The organism is Pseudomonas sp. GD03903 (assembly GCF_029840045.1).
Lineage (GTDB): Bacteria > Pseudomonadota > Gammaproteobacteria > Pseudomonadales > Pseudomonadaceae > Pseudomonas > Pseudomonas pseudonitroreducens.
The window spans coordinates 29,473-44,764 of record NZ_JAOCBT010000017.1 but is presented as its reverse complement, the minus strand read 5'-3'; the positions used below and the strand labels follow the sequence as shown (position 1 = coordinate 44,764).

Annotated in this window: 14 protein-coding genes; 12 read left to right on the top strand and 2 right to left on the bottom strand. The window is 65.8% G+C overall.

All coding sequences use genetic code 11. From position 1 onward, the window contains the following. The first annotated feature begins 51 nt into the window (after nucleotides 1-51). From N5C91_RS22940 to N5C91_RS22925, 4 genes are all read left to right on the top strand, one after another. The gene (locus tag N5C91_RS22940; protein WP_034021450.1) at nucleotides 52-702 is read left to right on the top strand and encodes a hypothetical protein; all 651 of its coding nucleotides are present in this window, start codon (nucleotides 52-54) and stop codon (nucleotides 700-702) included. 65 nt (nucleotides 703-767) lie between these two features. After that, on the top strand, nucleotides 768-1,877 hold the full coding sequence (locus N5C91_RS22935) for a DUF6094 domain-containing protein (RefSeq protein ID WP_274753511.1): 1,110 nt from the start codon (nucleotides 768-770) through the stop codon (nucleotides 1,875-1,877). A gap of 102 nt (nucleotides 1,878-1,979) precedes the next feature. After that, entirely contained in the window at nucleotides 1,980-2,285 is a 306-nt protein-coding gene (locus N5C91_RS22930) for a hypothetical protein (RefSeq protein WP_019486119.1), read from the top strand. 99 nt (nucleotides 2,286-2,384) lie between these two features. Continuing rightward, on the top strand, nucleotides 2,385-4,655 hold the full coding sequence (locus N5C91_RS22925; protein WP_279832199.1) for a helicase-related protein: 2,271 nt from the start codon (nucleotides 2,385-2,387) through the stop codon (nucleotides 4,653-4,655). Nucleotides 4,656-4,748: 93 nt separating this feature from the next. Here N5C91_RS22925 and panE read toward each other — a convergent pair whose 3' ends face one another. Further along, entirely contained in the window at nucleotides 4,749-5,675 is a 927-nt protein-coding gene (gene panE, locus N5C91_RS22920) for a 2-dehydropantoate 2-reductase (protein WP_217960323.1), read from the bottom strand. Nucleotides 5,676-5,786: 111 nt separating this feature from the next. Here panE and N5C91_RS22915 point away from each other — a divergent pair, with 111 nt between their 5' ends. The 8 genes from N5C91_RS22915 (at nucleotide 5,787) to N5C91_RS22880 (ending at nucleotide 12,579) form a co-directional block, all read left to right on the top strand. Then, entirely contained in the window at nucleotides 5,787-6,383 is a 597-nt protein-coding gene (locus N5C91_RS22915; RefSeq protein ID WP_279832196.1) for an XRE family transcriptional regulator, read from the top strand. A gap of 179 nt (nucleotides 6,384-6,562) precedes the next feature. Then, nucleotides 6,563-7,147, top strand: coding sequence for a PilL N-terminal domain-containing protein (locus N5C91_RS22910; protein WP_279832194.1), 585 nt, complete (start codon nucleotides 6,563-6,565; stop codon nucleotides 7,145-7,147). Further along, the gene (locus tag N5C91_RS22905) at nucleotides 7,144-7,791 is read left to right on the top strand and encodes a hypothetical protein (protein ID WP_175202967.1); all 648 of its coding nucleotides are present in this window, start codon (nucleotides 7,144-7,146) and stop codon (nucleotides 7,789-7,791) included. Before N5C91_RS22910 ends, N5C91_RS22905 begins: the two co-directional genes overlap by 4 nt. Before the next feature lie 29 nt (nucleotides 7,792-7,820). Continuing rightward, nucleotides 7,821-8,552 (top strand): TIGR03759 family integrating conjugative element protein, encoded by a 732-nt coding sequence (locus tag N5C91_RS22900; RefSeq protein ID WP_196996051.1) that lies wholly within the window; start codon nucleotides 7,821-7,823, stop codon nucleotides 8,550-8,552. After that, on the top strand, nucleotides 8,537-9,115 hold the full coding sequence (locus N5C91_RS22895; protein ID WP_279832188.1) for a transglycosylase SLT domain-containing protein: 579 nt from the start codon (nucleotides 8,537-8,539) through the stop codon (nucleotides 9,113-9,115). The genes N5C91_RS22900 and N5C91_RS22895 overlap by 16 nt, the downstream gene beginning before the upstream one ends. Next, a complete protein-coding gene (locus N5C91_RS22890) occupies nucleotides 9,112-9,663 on the top strand; it encodes an integrating conjugative element protein (protein ID WP_279832186.1) in 552 nt (183 codons plus the stop codon). The genes N5C91_RS22895 and N5C91_RS22890 overlap by 4 nt, the downstream gene beginning before the upstream one ends. Nucleotides 9,664-9,673: 10 nt before the next feature. Continuing rightward, nucleotides 9,674-11,833: a type IV conjugative transfer system coupling protein TraD gene (gene traD / locus N5C91_RS22885; RefSeq protein ID WP_279832183.1), complete on the top strand. Its 2,160-nt coding sequence runs from the start codon at nucleotides 9,674-9,676 to the stop codon at nucleotides 11,831-11,833. Beyond that, the gene (locus tag N5C91_RS22880; RefSeq protein ID WP_227364590.1) at nucleotides 11,830-12,579 is read left to right on the top strand and encodes a TIGR03747 family integrating conjugative element membrane protein; all 750 of its coding nucleotides are present in this window, start codon (nucleotides 11,830-11,832) and stop codon (nucleotides 12,577-12,579) included. The genes traD and N5C91_RS22880 overlap by 4 nt, the downstream gene beginning before the upstream one ends. Nucleotides 12,580-12,664: 85 nt before the next feature. Here the strand turns inward: N5C91_RS22880 and N5C91_RS22875 are convergent, their stop codons facing one another. Then, nucleotides 12,665-15,292, bottom strand: a complete 2,628-nt coding sequence (locus N5C91_RS22875) for an AAA family ATPase (RefSeq protein WP_279832180.1) — start codon at nucleotides 15,290-15,292, stop codon at nucleotides 12,665-12,667.

Here is a 15,292-nt window from a genome sequence, read left to right as displayed (position 1 = left end):
GCACGGCCCCGCGGGCTGTGGTTGCTCCTTCTTTTCCAAGAGGACATCACCATGCCTGCACCTTCTTCCGCGAAACCGCTGTACCGCATCGACGAATGCCCCGACCTCATGGCCGACGGTTACGTCGGTGACGAGCAGGGCAATCTCGTCTTTCTCTCGATCTGGGCGCGCGACACCGCCGTTCAGGAGTTCCTCGCCCGCCTGACCCTCGGCCGGGATGAACAGGGACTGGATCAGTTCCACGTCATCACCGAGCAGGGCGCATCCATCCAGGTCTTCGTCGGCAACGTCGAGAACCTGGAAAAGCGCATCACCCGCGCCTATCGGCGAACGCTGTTCGGTTCGCTGACGAATGTGTGGCTGTTCGATCGTCGCTGCGTGAAGCCAGACAAGGCCAACGCCAGCGCGCTGGCGCTGCTGCCCAGGGATTCCGCTCACCGGCTCGACCGGCTGTGGACCCTGGTGCAGGACACCTGCCCGCTGCCACTGCTCGACCACTGGCGCGACACCGTGCTGGAGCTGTTGCAGACACGGCGGATGCTGACCGGTCTTCCCTTGGCCCTCGGGCCGCTGGAAGGCCATCGGCTGGCCCTCGATGTCCCGGCGCTGACGAAGGCGCTGGGCGAGCTGATCCGCAACGGCACCCTCGGCGCCACGCAGTACGAACTGGCCGCGAAAGCACCGCTTCGGCGTGTGGCGTGAGCCATCCCCACGGGCATGCGCGCCGCGCGTGCCCGCCTTCCCTCATCCATCATCAGGAGAAATCCATGGCACTCATGTTTCCGCGCTTGGCGCGCAATTTCATTCGTAACGGCTACTTCCCCACCGACGAGCCGACGCTGGAGCGGACCTTGTCCGCGCTGGCGCCGTCTCCCGGCGCCATGTCCATCCTTGATCCCTGCGCCGGCGAAGGCGTGGCGATCGCCGAAGCCGCCCACGCCCTCGGGCGCGAGCAGGTCCAGGCCTTCGCCGTCGAGTACGACGCCGAGCGTGCCCGCCACGCACGGCAACTGGTCGATCGCTGCATCCACGGTGACCTGATGGACACGCTGATCTCGCGCCAGTCCTTCGGGCTGCTGTGGCTGAACCCGCCGTATGGCGACCTGAGCAAGGACGTGAACGGCAACATCGGCTATCAGGGCCAGGGCCGTGCACGGCTGGAAAAGCTGTTCTATCAGCGCGCGCTGCCGCTGCTGCAGTACGGCGGCGTGCTGATCTTCATCGTGCCGTCCTACGTGCTCGACGCCGAGCTGGTCGGATGGCTGACGCGCCACTTCGCCGACCTGCGCATCTACCGTGCGGTGGAAACGCAGTTCAAGCAGGTGGTGATCTTCGGTCGCAGGATTCGTCAGCGCGACCAGGCGTTGGAGTCGGTCAAAGCCGTGCGCGGTCTGCTGCTGCAGATCGGACAGGGCGACGCCGAAGCCGATGAGCTGCCGCTCGAATGGCCGTTCCTGCCGTACACCGTCCCTGCCAGCCCGGCCGAGCCGGAGCACTTCTGTCGCGTGACGATGGAGCCCGAGCAGTTCGCCGATGAAGTCGGCCGGCTGCAAGGACTCTGGCCGGCGCTCGATATGCACCTGGGCGCCGCGCAGCAATCGCTGCGTCCGCCCGCGCGGGCCTTGTCGCACTGGCATCTCGCCTTGGCCTTGGCCGCAGGCGCGATCTCCGGCGTAGTGAAGTCCAAGAGCGGGCGCGTGCTCGTCGTCAAAGGTGATACCCACAAGGAGAAGACCCTCCAGACGGAATACACCGAACGCGACGACGGCTCCGTGGCCGAGACGCGCATCCTCACCGACAAGTTCGTGCCGGTCATTCGTGCATGGGACTTGACGCTGGGCTCGCCCACGTGGGGCGAAGTGCTGACCATCCGCTGATCCCTGTTCCCTGACGGTTCGCCGTCGCTTTCATCCACCCACCGGGGTCACGTTGCCCCCGATGGGGTGCCGTGGCCCCTTCTTCCAGAAGGAGAAACCACCATGGCACTCGCAATCCTCAACCTCGCATCACAAGCACGCTTTTCGCCCGGGCAAGTGGTCATGACCGCCGGCGTCGACGAGCTGGTCCGACAGGGCCGGCTCAATCCCAGCGCGTACCTGCGTCGCCATCTTCATGGCGACTGGGGCGACCTGGACGACAGCGATCAACGGCAGAACGATGCCGCGCTGAAGTCCGGCGAGGATCGTCTGTTCTCGTCCTACCAGGTCACGCGCGACCTGAAGCTCTGGATCATCACCGAATGGGATCGCAGCGTCACCACGCTGCTGTTGCCCAGCGAATACTGATCCACATCCAGCGGCCTCGCGCCGCTTCTTTCTTCCCACCCAGGGGCATGTCACCGCCCCGTGGGGGAGGTGCATGCCCCATTGCTCTGGAGCATCACCATGTCCCTCGATCTCGAAACCGTTCCCGAAACCGCTGTGCAGCGCGACCTCCTCGAAGCGGCCGCTTCACCCCTCACGCTCAGCCTGCAGGACTTCGTGTCCGAGTTCGGCGACGAGTTGCTCGACTCGCTCAACCGCGCCAATCCTCCGGTCTACACCGGCCAAGTGCGGGTGCATCGGCAATTGATCCTCGCCGCGCTGAAGCGCAAGCTGTTCCCGGCGCAAGCCGATGTGGTCCACGCCGTCACCGAGCTGTTGGTCGACCGCGGCGAACGTGCCGCGATCGTCAATGGCGAGATGGGCTGCGGCAAGACGACGGTGGGTATTGCCACCGCAGCCGTGCTCAACGCCGAAGGCTACCGCCGTACCCTGGTGCTCTCGCCACCCCACCTGGTCTACAAGTGGCGGCGCGAGATTCAGGAGACGGTGGCCGGTGCCAAGGTCTGGGTGCTCAACGGCCCGGACACGCTGGTCAAGCTGCTGAAACTGCGCGAGCAGTTGGGCGTGCCGGCCCAGGGCCAGGAGTTCTTCGTCCTGGGCCGCGTGCGGATGCGGATGGGGTTCCACTGGAAACCTGTCTTCGTTCGGCGGCGCACGCCTCACGGCGACGTGGGGGCCTGCCCGGATTGCGGGCATGTCATCACCGACCTCGACGGCGAGCCGATCAACCCGGTCGAACTCGAAGCCGAGGAGTCCCGCCGCAAGTGCAGCCACTGCCGTGCACCGCTGTGGTCGTTGATCCGTCCCAGAGCCCTGTCCGCCAGCGACCAGTCCTCGACCGTGCTCAAGGCACTGAAGCGCATTCCTACCATAGGCGAAGTCACCGCGCAGAAGCTGATGCAGAAGTTCGGTGACGCCTTCCTCGCGTCGATGCTCGGGGACAACATCCACGAGTTCATCAACCTGATGGATGGCAACGGCGAGCTGGTCTTCTCGGACCGGCAAGCCCATCGCATGGAACGCGCGATGGCCAACATGGAGTTCGGCTTCGGCGAGGGCGGCTACCAGCCGTCCGAGTTCATCAAGAGGCAGCTTCCCCAAGGCACGTTCGACCTGCTCATCGCCGACGAGGCACACGAGTACAAGAACGGCGGCTCCGCACAGGGCCAGGCCATGGGGGTGTTGGCGGCCAAGGCGCGCAAGACGCTGCTGCTCACCGGCACACTGATGGGCGGCTACGGCGACGACCTGTTCCACCTGCTGTTCCGAGCCCTGCCGGGGCGGATGATCGAAGACGGCTACCGGCCGACGAAGAGCGGCAGCATGACGTCGGCCGCGATGGCGTTCATGCGCGATCACGGTGTCTTGAAGGACATCTACTCCGAGAGCACCGGCACGGCGCACAAGACGGCCAAAGGCACCAAGGTATCGGTGCGCACGGTCAAGGCGCCGGGTTTCGGTCCCAAGGGCGTGCTGCGTTGCGTCCTGCCGTTCACGGTCTTCCTCAAGTTGAAGGACATCGGTGGCAACGTGCTGCCGCCCTACGACGAGGAGTTCCGCGAAGTCGCGATGGACACGGCGCAAGCCGCGGCCTACCGCGATCTGGCGGGTCGCCTGACCCAGGAGCTGAAGCAGGCCCTGGCGAAGCGCGACACGACGCTGCTCGGTGTGGTCCTCAACGTGCTGCTGGCCTGGCCGGACTGCTGCTTCCGGTCGGAGACGGTGGTGCATCCGCGCACGCGCAGCACCTTGGCGTTCGTGCCGGCTCAGTTCAACGAGCTGGAGGTGATGCCTAAGGAACGCGAGCTGATCGAGATCTGCAAGCGGGAGAAGGCAGAGGGTCGCAAGACCCTGGTCTATTCGGTCTACACCGGCACGCGCGACACCACGTCGCGCTTGAGGGTGCTGCTGGAGCAGGAAGGCTTCAAGGTGGCGGTACTGCGCGCGAGCGTGGATGCTTCCCGCCGCGAGGACTGGATCGCCGAGCAGTTGGACCGTGGCATCGACGTGCTCATCACCAATCCCGAGCTGGTGAAAACCGGCCTGGACCTGCTGGAGTTCCCGACCATCGTATTCCTCCAGTCCGGCTACAACGTGTATTCGCTGCAGCAGGCCGCCCGGCGCTCATGGCGCATCGGCCAGAAGCAGCCGGTGCGCGTGATCTACCTGGGCTACGCCAACTCCTCGCAGATGACCTGCCTGGGGTTGATGGCCCGGAAGATCATGGTGTCGCAAAGCACGTCGGGCGACGTGCCGGAGTCCGGGCTTGATGTCCTGAATCAGGACGGAGACTCGGTGGAAGTCGCGCTGGCACGACAGTTGGTGTGCTGAACCTCACTGCTTCACTTCAACGGCTCCTCCGGGAGCCGTTCTTTTTTGGTCATCCAGACGGTGACATCGATCCGGGAAGCGGAAGACAGGGCCTCATCCACCGCCATGGGCCATGCGGGTCGCCTCGTAGGCCTGCATGTGTGCAAGGCTCACCCTCAGCAGCGGCGCATCCAGTCGAGCTTCATGCGCACGACGCAGCATGTCCCCAATGATGTGCTCATGCTCGGTGGGGCCACCACGTTGCAGATCGCGCAGCATCGATGCGGTGCCGGTGGACCCGCGCTCGGACAACGTTGTGAACATGCGGGCATAGGCGTCCTGCGATGGGATGTACCCTGAGGCGGCGGCGGTCGCCACGCATTCGCCAAGCATCTGGCGCACCAGCGCTTCGCCATCTTGTGCCTGCACGATTGCGCCAACGGGCGCGCGCATCAGCGTGGTCATGCCGGCATAGGTCGTGAGGAATACGAACTTCTCCCACATCTCCTGCAGGATGTCTTGGCTCAACACCGGTGCGAAACCGCCGCGCTCCACCAATTCATGCAGCGCCTGCGCCGCGTCCTGCTGGCTGTGGGTGCGTGCACCGAGGGCGAGGCGCTGCAGCGTGTTGAGATGCTGGATTTCACCGGCCGGGCCGAGCGCAACACCGATGTGGCACAGGCCGCCCAGAACGCGCTCGGCGCCGAAGCGCGCATCCAGGTGATCCAGATGCCGCACCCCATTGAGCAGCGGAACGATGCATGTCGAGGGGCCGATGGCCGGCGCGATGGCGGCCATCGCGCCCTCAAGATCGTAGGCCTTGCAGGCCAGCAGCACGACATCCACGGACGGCGGTGCCTCGACGACTGTTTTCACGGTAAGGGTCAGGTCACCCAAAGGGCTCTTGATGACGAGCCCGGTCTCGGCGAGTTGTGCGGCGCGTCTCGGCCGGACCAGGAAACGCACGTCCACGCCGGCCGCGGCCAGACGCCCGCCGAAATAGCCCCCGATCCCACCTGCACCCAGCACCAGAAGACGCATGGCCATGCTCCTGTTTGAAGTTGAGAATTTCTACTATAGTAGAAATTCGTGGCGCGATCGATTTCAGCGCCATCGGGACCCCACGCATTCATCCTGACTTGATCGCGGCCCATGCCGAACTCCTCCGCTCCCCAGACCAGGCCGAAAGGTGAGCGCGCCGAAGCGCTCCCGGCCAATCTTCGACGTCTGCGCCTGGAGGCGCAGCTCACCCTCGATCGGCTCGGGGCGTTGTCGGGCGTGAGCCGCGCGATGATCTCCAAGATCGAACGTGGCGCCTCGGTGCCCACTGCCACGGTGCTGGGCAAGCTTGCCGCGGCATTGCAGGTCAGCCTGTCTCAACTCCTGGGGGGATTCCATGCGCGCCAGCCCAGGCTGCATGGCAGGGAGCGCCAGGCGGTCTATCACGACCCCGCTTCCGGCTTCGAACGCCGTTCTCTTTCGCCGCTGTTCGAGGACGGCGCGGTAGATCTGGCCTTCAACGTGTTGCCACCGGGCAAGTCCGTCGAGTTTCCCCCGCACCATGCGGGCGTGGAGGAGTTTCTCGTCGTGCATGAGGGGGCGCTTGCCGTGGTCATCGACGGAAGGCGCTTCGACGTCGCTGCCGGAGATACGTTGTTCTTTCCTTCGGATTGCGTGCATGAATTTCGCAATCAAGGCGGCGAGCCGGCTGTCTTCTATATCGTGATCAACGATCGGACGCGGCGGTAGGCGGCGAGATCGCCCCGGCACGACCATTCGCCGCGGCATGATCCCGACATGCGTCCTGGCGACTGCGCGGTTGCCGGCATTGCTTTCGGCAAATCGGGAGCCGACGGATTCGCTTTGTTTGCTGTGACAAAGGGCCGGCGCGGCGATGGTGATGGCTCGTTGTTTCAGGACACCGATCCATGCGCCCATCCCGCCAGCTCTTCCGTATTGCCGGACGCAGCCATCTGATCCGTTTGCCCGGCTTGCTCCTGGCCGCCATCGCCAGCGGCTGCGCGATGACGAACGCCGTGCCACCGACGCCCGTATCCAAAGTCACCGACATCGCGCCCGAAGCCGTGATGGAGTTCGTGCCGGTGACGCGGTATGGCCGCTACACCCTGGTCGAACTCGCGCCCACAGCGGCCCAGCACGACCTGTTGCTGCAGGTGGTGGATGTGGAGATCCCCGGCACGCTGGGCGCCACCGTCGGGGATGCCCTCCGGCACCTCGTTCTGCGTTCCGGCTACCGGCTGTGCGATGAGCAGTCCGCCGATCTGTTGGCCTTGCCGCTGCCGGCGGCTCACTACCGGCTCGGCCCGGTCCTGCTGCGCGACGCGCTCTTGACCCTGGCCGGCCCCGCCTGGGATCTGCAGGTCGACGACGGCGAGCGGAAGGTGTGCTTCATCCGCAGCCTCAGGGAGGCTCATACGCCGCACGAGCCCAAGCCACCGGAAATCAACCGTTCGGCGGAGCCCCCTCCGCTGATCCGGGAGGTTTCGCCATGACCATCCGGGACTCGGCGACGGGCCAGCGCACGACGCTGCTGCGGGTCGCGGCCGCAACCTGGTTGTTGCTCGTCAGCGCGGTGGTGCTGGTGGATCACATGGCCTTGTCCGGGCTGGCGGAACAGACCCAGGCCTTCGCGCCCACCGCGCAGGTGTCCCTGCTCGAATCCCGACTGGACGGCCTCTCGCATCGGATCGAACAACGCCACACTCAGCCCGCCGCCTTGCCGCAGGCGCGCTACGAGCAGGACACCGCGGCGTTGGACCAACGGCTGGCGGCGATCGAGCTGGCGCAGGCCCATCACGCCGCGACCGATGCGCTGCACGCATTGGAAACCCGCGTCACGCGACTGGAAGCCCGCCCGGTCTCGCGCCAGCCCAAGCTGCCCGCACCACGGCCATCCCAACCTGTGGCGGCCCAACCCAAGCCTGTTGAGCCTTCATTCCGCCTGATCGGAGTGGAACTGCGTGCGGGAGAACACTTCGTGTCGGTGATGCCTGCCGATGGCACCGGGCTGGCCGATGTCCGCCTGCTGCGCGCCGGAGAGTCGGAGGGTGGCTGGCGACTGGACGGGATCGAGCGCGATGGCGCCTTCTTCCGGCAGGGAGACGAGATCCGCAGGCTGCCCATCCCGCCCCGATAAGGAGGCCCACACCGATGGTCCCGCGCCACTTGACCCCGCCGTTGCTGGTTGCATTGCTGGCCGCCTCCGCCATGCAGGCGGCGCTCGCGCAGCCCACCGGCGCAACCACCGCGGCCAGGACGGCGCCGAGCCGTGAAGTGCCTGCGGCCATCGCTCGCAGCGACGAACAGCGGGCGAAGGACTGGGGGCTGAGCACGGATGAATGGACGCGCTATCGCGAGTTGATGCAGGGGCCGCTGGGCGTCTACTCGCCCAGCCTCGACCCGCTCACCGCCCTCGGCATCGAAGCACGTTCCGACGAGGAGCGCCGCCGCTACGCGGAATTGCAGGTTCGGGCCGAAGCCCGGCGGGTCGAGAAGACGCTGGCCTACCAGCGTGCCTACGACGCCGCCTGGCAACGGATCGCGCCGGGCATGGCGAGGGTCAACCTACCCGGGGCCAAGCCGACCGGCGCGAGCACCGCCATCGCATCAGGCACCGACCGAACCGCCATCTTCGTGAAGGACGGCTGTACCGCCTGCGACCAGGCCGTGCAGCGGCTGCAGACGTCGGGCGTCGAGTTCGATGTCTATGTCGTCGGCAGTCGCGCCGACGACGCGCGCATCCGTGAATGGGCACGCCGGGCCCGTATCGACCCGGCGAAGGTGCGCGCCCGGCACATCACCCTCAACCACGACGGTGGCCGCTGGCTGTCCCTCGGCCTGCAGGGCGAACTGCCCGCCGTCGTACGCCAGGTCGGCGGCCAATGGCAGCGACAGTAGGCCTCGCGCGTCTCGCGCTCCTGCTGCTGGCTTGCTGGGCGCTCGGCCAGGCGAAGGCCAAGGAGGTCCCGCCGCCGGCCTACCAGTTCGCGGCACAGCGCGCGGGCATCCCGGCAGCGGTGCTATACGCCGTGGCCTTGCAGGAGAGTGGCGCCCGGTACCACGGCCGCCTCGTGCCCTGGCCCTGGACGCTCAACGTGGCCGGGGCATCGCGTCGATTCGCCACCCGCACCGAGGCCTGCGCCGGCCTGCACCAGGCATTGCGCGACGTGCCGCGCACCCGCATCGACGCCGGCCTGGGCCAGATCAACCTGGGCTACCAGCGCCACCGCTACGACCACCCCTGCGAACTGCTCGATCCCTATCAGAACCTGGCGCTGGCCGCGCAGATCCTGCGCGAGCAGCACGCGCCGGGCCAGGACTGGCTGATCACGATCGGCCGCTACCACCGTCCCGCTGGTGGCGCACCCGCTGCGCGCTACCGACAGAGTGTTGGCCGCCACTTGGCCCGCGTACTGGGCGAGCCAGCGCGGGGCGCGGATACCCGGAGAACCCTGCCATGAAGCCTCGAATCTTCCGTCCGGCTACGCGGTGGCTGATCCGCTTGCTGCCGCTCGTGTCCGTGCCAGCCGCTTTCGCACAATCGCCGCCCTTGATCATCGTCGAGGATCACGGCGGTGCCTCCGCGCTGCCTTACTACCAAGCCCTGGACCTGCAACCGCGCACCGGAAGCAGGCCATCACCCAGGATCGAGATGCCACGCCTGCCCGAAGGGCCTTCTGGCGAGGCGGCCATGCTGCCAGTGCGTTCGGCCCATTTGGCCCCTGGCGATGTGGCGCCCCGGGCGATCCAGGCGCCGGGGCTCACGCCGATGTTCCTGGTTGGTGATGACCAGCGCTCCCATGCCTGGCTGCGCCAGCGTGCCCCGGCGCTGCGCGAGCTCGGGGCCGTCGGGTTGGTGGTCCAGGTCGAGTCACCGCAGGCACTTGCGGCACTGCGTGCCCTGGCGCCCGGGCTGATGCTGGCGCCGGCGTCCGGGGACGAACTGGCCGGGCGCCTGGGGCTGCGCCACTACCCGGTGCTGGTGACCGCCACCGGCATCGAACAGTGAGGAAGGCCCGATGGCCCAGCCGCACGCCGTCGAAGTCCTGCTGCGGCCAGCGGTGGAGCTATACACCGTTGCCGTATGCGCAGGCGCCGCGGTGGTGTGCGTGGTGGCACCGTGGTCGCTCGCGCTGAATCCGGTACTCGGCCTCGGCAGCGGGCTGGCCTTCCTGGCCTTCGGCGCGGTCCGCCTGCGCGACGCCTGGGCCATCCTGCGCTACCGCCGCCACATCCGTCGTCTGCCACGCTACGTGATGACGAGCCGTGACGTGCCGGTGAGCCAGTACCGCCTGTTCGTTGGGCGTGGCTTCCGCTGGGAGCAACGACACACCCATCGGCTGACGCAGACCTACAAGCCCGAGTTCCGGCGCTACGCCGAACCGACGACGTTCTACCGCCTAGCGCGCCGCCTGGAGGAGCGGCTGGAGTTCGCGCCGCCGCCGCTGCCCAGGCTGGCGCGGGCATTGGCCTGGGACAGCCCGCTCAACCCCGTCCGGCCGTTGCCGCCAGTGGGTGGCATGCCGCGCCTGCATGGCATAGAGCCGCACGAAACCGACGTCACCCTGCCGCTGGGCGAGCGTGTGGGCCACACCCTGGTGCTCGGTACCACGCGCGTGGGCAAGACGCGCCTGGCCGAACTGTTCATCACCCAGGACATCCGTCGCAAGATCCAGGGCGAGCATGAGGTGGTGATCGTCTTCGATCCCAAGGGCGATGCCGACCTGCTCAAGCGCATGTATGTCGAGGCCAGGCGCGCCGGACGCGAGGGTGAGATGTACGTCTTCCACCTGGGCTGGCCCGACATCTCGGCACGCTACAACGCCGTGGGCCGGTTCGGGCGCATCTCGGAAGTCGCCACCCGCATCGCGGGGCAGCTTTCCGGCGAAGGCAACAGCGCCGCGTTCCGAGAGTTCGCCTGGCGCTTCGTCAACATCATCGCGCGCGCCCTGGTGGAACTGGGGCAGCGCCCGGACTACCTGCTGATCCAGCGCCACGTCGTCAACATCGACGCGCTGTTCATCGAGTACGCCCAGCACTTCTTTGCCCGAACCGAGCCCAAGGCCTGGGAGGTGATCGTCCAGCTCGAAGGACGCCTCAACGACAAGACCATCCCGCGCCATATGGTCGGGCGAGAGAAGCGGGTGGTGGCACTGGAGCAGTACCTGTCGCAGACGCGAACCTATGACGCGGTGCTCGACGGCCTGCGCTCTGCGGTGCGCTACGACCGCACTTACTTCGACAAGATCGTCGCTTCGCTGTTACCGCTGCTGGAGAAGCTCACCACCGGCAAGATTGCGCAACTGCTCGCCCCGAACTATTCCGACCTGTCCGACCCGCGCCCGATCTTCGACTGGATGCAGATCATCAGGAAGCGGGCCGTGGTCTATGTGGGTCTGGATGCGCTGTCCGACGCCGAAGTGGCGGCGGCCGTCGGCAACAGCATGTTCAGCGATCTGGTGTCGGTGGCGGGGCACATCTACAAGCACGGCATCGACGACGGCTTGCCGGGGGCATCGGCCAATGCCAAGGTCGCCATCAACGTTCATGCGGATGAGTTCAACGAACTGATGGGCGATGAGTTCATTCCGCTCATCAACAAGGGTGGCGGTGCAGGCATGCAGGTCACGGCCTATACGCAGACGCTCTCGGACATCGAGGCGCGCATCGGCAATCGCGCCAAGGCCGGCCAGGTCATCGGCAACTTCAACAACCTGTTCATGCTGCGGGTGCGCGAGACCGCCACCGCCGAACTGCTGACACGGCAACTGCCGAAGGTGGAGGTCTACACCACCACCCTGGTCAGCGGCGCCACCGACAGTTCCGACATCCACGGCCCGACCGACTTCACGAGCAACGCGCAGGACCGCATCAGCACGTCGAGCGTGCCGCTCATCGAGCCTGCGCACGTGGTCGGCCTGCCCAAGGGGCAGTGCTTCGCCCTCATCGAAGGCGGTAACCTGTGGAAGGTCCGCATGCCGTTGCCAGCGCCCGATCCGGACGAAGCCATGCCCCGGGACCTGCAACAACTGGCCGGCTACATGCGCCAGCACTACGCCGAGGCGGGCGAATGGTGGGAGGGCAACGGGCTGCTCCGGTTGCACGACGACGACGCGTTGCCAGCGGATCTGGCCGAGGAAGTGAAAGAAGGCACGCTGGATGAAGAGGCGCCATCGTGAAAGAGCCCGCCGCGACCGCCGAGCGACAGCAGGCACGCCAACGCGGACTGGTCGCCAGCGTGGTCACGCTGCCATGGCGCCTGTTCGGCGTGCTGGTCGCCTCGCTGCTGCTGTCCATCGTCATCGAATGCGTTGGTATGCACCTGTTCTGGCCAGACCAGGGCTGGCGCCACGCGCAGGGCATGCTCGACTACGAACTGAACCAGCTCTCCACCCATTTCACCCGGAGCGCCGTCGTGCAGGAGCCGGGACGCACCGCGCGCTGGCTGGTGGAGGGCACCTACGAGTGGGTTTTCGTGAAGACGGGCTTGTTGGACTGGATGCGCGACGCCTCGGCGCAGGCCAGCGCACCCAGCCGAGGCGCGCACCGGGACTTCCGCTATTACCTAGCCCAGGTCTATGTCTGGACCGAGCGCTATCTGATTGCCGCCGGCTTCACCGTTCTGACGTTCATCGTCCGCCTTCTGGTCTTGGTGCTCACACTGCCGCTGTTCCTGCTAGCGGCCTTCGTCGGCTTGGTCGATGGACTGGTTCGCCGCGACATCCGCAAGTTCGGCGCGGGGCGGGAATCTGGCTTCGTCTACCACCGAGCTAAGGCGGCCTTAATGCCGCTGGCGGTGCTGCCGTGGGTGACCTATCTGGCGCTGCCGGTGTCGTTGCACCCTTTGATGGTTCTGCTGCCCAGCGCGGCAATGCTCGGGGTGGCAATGAACATAGCGGCCAGTAGCTTCAAAAAGTACCTGTAGAAAAGACGCTGTGCGGCCGTACGCATGAATCAGCTAGACACCTCTCTGCACAAACAACGTCAGCATGTGTGCGAGAGACTCCGCGCTAGGAAACCTTCTTCTGCCTGTCTCGCAGAGACACGGCCCAGTCTTTCAATGCCTGGATGTCCTGAAAGAGATCAGTAGGTGGTGGTGGCGCGGCATTCCTGCCGCTGGACGGATCGTGTGCGTCAACAATGTCGCAGCACTTCTTGAATCCCGCGGCGAAAGCATCGCAGTCAGCCTCGGTGAGCGTACTGACCTTCTTCAGGTCCTTGGCATTGATGTAGTCCCTGTGGCGTTGAATAACGCGGACGAAAGCAATGTCCTCCAGGCCGCGCTCCCATGTGGCGCGCAGCGCGTTGTAGAGCTTTGCGACCTCGACCGCGTACTCATCTTCCTGGTTGTTGTCATGCAGCAGCTTTGCCGCACGCGCCGCCTTCTCCAGCTTGTCGATGCGATCTTCGACGCTCTGGGCCTTCCAGGGCAGGCCGTCGGCCACCATACCGGCTCCCGCGGCGCCACGACTGAGCGTCGTGAGCCGCACTGCCCGCCCGGTCTTCGTCGCGTGGTCATTCAGATCGTTCACAAACACCAGATCGTGCGTGAAGACGATGACCTGACGGTTCTCCGCTTCTTCCACGAGACGCTTGGCCACCTGCCCACGCCAGCGATGGTCCAACGAGGACACCGGGTCATCGAAGACCAGAGCAGAGCGGTGCATCGCGGTGGCAAGCTCGGTCATGAAGGCGGCCAGCGCCACGCAGGTCTTTTCCCCTTCGCTCAGGATTTCGTGGACCTTGGCATCCGGCTTGGCGAAGAGGCGCACCTGATACTGCGGTGAGCCGTACTTGCCGCCGGAGCGCACGATTTCGACGCGAACCTTCGAGGCGGCAAGCCTGACAATCTCTTCCTGAAATCTGTCGCGCAGCCGAGGCGTAATCACGGTGTCGGCAATGTCATTGCCCATCTTGGTGATGGTGTTCGTCGCCGTATCGCCCGCACACTCGGTCAGAAACCGGATGGTCTTCAGCCGCTGGATTTCGTCAGTGACGACATGCAGCATGCCGGCGAGCAGCGCGCGGTCGCTCAGCTCGGCGAAATCGGCTTCGAGCTTCTTGCGTTCGTCCGCGTCAGCGGACTTGCGCAGTTCGGCGGCGTAGTTGCGGATCGTGGTCTGAAGCTGGCTGAGATCAGGCAGCGGCGACTGTGGAACGGGCGGAAGCTGTACCTCGCCGTTTCCGCCCAGGGCTTTGAGCAGAACGTGGCGCCGCAGCCGGGCTGCGGCGATGAAGCGGCGCGTCTGCTGCTGCAGCGCCACATTCTGGAGGCCCAGCTCATCAAGACTGGCCTTCACCGCCCGCGTGCCGATTGCTCCGGCAGCTATGGTCTGACGTGCGGTCTGAGCTGCCTTCTCTGCCTCGCGTGCCAGCTGTTCCGTGTCCTTCTGGATGAAGTCCTCGAAGCGTGCCATTCGTGCACGTGCCTCAGCTTCCAATGGCTGCTGGCAAAGCATGCAATGCGCGTCTTCGGCCGACGGCGGAAACGGCTGTCCGGGGTATGCGATCTCCGTTGAGTAGCGTCGGGCGGAATCCCAAAGCACCCGCCATGTCTCGCCGCCGACCCCGGCAATGGGTTCGCCCGTGAAGGCCTTCTCCGCGGCAAGACGTGAAGCGTCCCGTTTCGACTGTGCGTCCTTGGCGAGGGCAGCGGCTGCCAGCAGCTCCTCATCGGTGGTTCTGGCTGCAACGCTGTTCACCACGGTAATCAGCCGCATGACGTTGTCGGCTTTGACGGTCTGTTCCGCCGCTGCCTTGGTCGGATTCTTCGACAGGTCTTCCCGCAGACGCTCAAGACGGGCGCTTTCGTCTGCCGAGAGCGCCGCCAGGGCTTCAATCTTCTTTGCGTCTGTGTTGGCGTTCAGCGCGGCAAGCGCCTTCCCCACGGCCGTGGTGGCCTTCCAGGTCGGCGCCGCAAAGATCGGATTGCGGGCCTTCTCAAGCTGCTTCTGTTCAGCTGCGAGAGCATCCTTCACCGCCTGACAGGCTGCAGCAAGCTCATCCGGTACGTCCAGACCAAAGGGCCGGAATGCAACTTCGTTCTTCTCGCGGATATGCACTGAGGCGCAGTCGCTATCGAACACGCTCACTGCAGACAGCGTTGCATGCGGATTTGTGCCGTTCTGCCACTGTTCGACCGGCTGCGGCACACCGCCGACCCCGTACGCGATGTTCGCGCCGACGTGCTTCGGGGGCTGATCGGCATACACATTGGGTTCGATTTTTCCGGCATGCCTTGCACGACATGCACGCTTCAGGATGCGTGCGTAGCCGGACTTGCCCGCACCGTTGTCGCCGTAGATGATCGTAATTCCATTCGGCTCGAAGCCGAGGGTCTGGCCGGCGGCAAGGTTGTTCACGCCGGTCACGTCGGCGATCGACAGAAGCGATACCGCAGCGGTCTGACCGGGGTTGGCCGGGAGGTGGGCCTTCTCCAGCGGTACCGCTTTCAGCGCGCCTACGGGTGGACCTTTGCCCTGTTTGCAAAGGTCCACGAGTTCGCCGATATCGGCGTCCGTCAGACGGCCGTTTGCGATGATGCGGCGCAGGGCGTCACGCTGCCAGAGTGGACGATCCTTTGACCAGTCCAGAATCGTCTCCAGGACGGTCTTCTGCTGTGCGGCGGGCTTCTGCAT

What these genes read in the sequence shown, in the direction of transcription:
- N5C91_RS22940 (WP_034021450.1), top strand. Translation starts at nt 52, where the DNA reads ATGCCTGCACCTTCTTCCGCGAAACCGCTGTACCGCATCGACGAATGC.
- N5C91_RS22935 (WP_274753511.1), top strand. Translation starts at nt 768, where the DNA reads ATGGCACTCATGTTTCCGCGCTTGGCGCGCAATTTCATTCGTAACGGC.
- N5C91_RS22930 (WP_019486119.1), top strand. Translation starts at nt 1,980, where the DNA reads ATGGCACTCGCAATCCTCAACCTCGCATCACAAGCACGCTTTTCGCCC.
- N5C91_RS22925 (WP_279832199.1), top strand. Translation starts at nt 2,385, where the DNA reads ATGTCCCTCGATCTCGAAACCGTTCCCGAAACCGCTGTGCAGCGCGAC.
- panE (WP_217960323.1), bottom strand. Translation starts at nt 5,675, where the DNA reads ATGCGTCTTCTGGTGCTGGGTGCAGGTGGGATCGGGGGCTATTTCGGC.
- N5C91_RS22915 (WP_279832196.1), top strand. Translation starts at nt 5,787, where the DNA reads ATGCCGAACTCCTCCGCTCCCCAGACCAGGCCGAAAGGTGAGCGCGCC.
- N5C91_RS22910 (WP_279832194.1), top strand. Translation starts at nt 6,563, where the DNA reads ATGCGCCCATCCCGCCAGCTCTTCCGTATTGCCGGACGCAGCCATCTG.
- N5C91_RS22905 (WP_175202967.1), top strand. Translation starts at nt 7,144, where the DNA reads ATGACCATCCGGGACTCGGCGACGGGCCAGCGCACGACGCTGCTGCGG.
- N5C91_RS22895 (WP_279832188.1), top strand. Translation starts at nt 8,537, where the DNA reads ATGGCAGCGACAGTAGGCCTCGCGCGTCTCGCGCTCCTGCTGCTGGCT.
- N5C91_RS22890 (WP_279832186.1), top strand. Translation starts at nt 9,112, where the DNA reads ATGAAGCCTCGAATCTTCCGTCCGGCTACGCGGTGGCTGATCCGCTTG.
- traD (WP_279832183.1), top strand. Translation starts at nt 9,674, where the DNA reads ATGGCCCAGCCGCACGCCGTCGAAGTCCTGCTGCGGCCAGCGGTGGAG.
- N5C91_RS22875 (WP_279832180.1), bottom strand. Translation starts at nt 15,292, where the DNA reads ATGCAGAAGCCCGCCGCACAGCAGAAGACCGTCCTGGAGACGATTCTG.